The organism is Streptomyces purpureus, assembly GCF_014648195.1.
Taxonomy (GTDB): Bacteria; Actinomycetota; Actinomycetes; order Streptomycetales; family Streptomycetaceae; genus Streptomyces; species Streptomyces purpureus.
Genome location: NZ_BMQQ01000095.1, coordinates 1 through 513 on the forward strand (window position 1 = coordinate 1; position 513 = coordinate 513).

1 pseudogene is annotated in these 513 nt (G+C 62.6%); it reads right to left on the reverse strand.

Going from position 1 to position 513, the window contains the following annotated elements:
• Positions 1–513 (reverse strand): annotated as a pseudogene (locus IEZ01_RS36295) (hypothetical protein); the annotation flags it as partial.

Below are 513 nucleotides of genomic sequence, written 5' to 3' on the forward strand. Positions count from 1 at the left end.
AGCGCCTTCATCCAGTGTTTCCTGCACGGGCTGCGGGAAATCCAGATGACGCGGCGACAGGCTCTGTAGCCGTTTGACGATTTTCCGCACGTCCTGGCTCTTCGCCAAATCTGCGACCAGAACGGCGTCCTGCTCCACCACGATGGCGAGATTGGATACCCCCACAGCGGCGACCATCACGCCGTCGCAGGCTCGCACCAGACAGTTTTCCGCATCTTCCAAGATGTGCAGACCGACGTCGCCCTCACCGGACTTCTGGACGGCGTCCCACGCGCCCAGATCGGACCAGTCGAAAGCGACAGGAAGCACTGAGGCCCGCTCCGTCTTCTCCAGCACAGCATAGTCGATTGATATGCGAGGCGCATCGCTGAAGCGGCGCCCCAACAGGATCACGCCGCCATCGACGACGGCGGCCTCCATGGAGTCCGTCACCGCCTCGACCAGACCTGCGGTGACTTGACCTAGCTCGGCCTTCAGTATGTCGGCGCGCACGACGAAGTTGCCGCTGTTCCA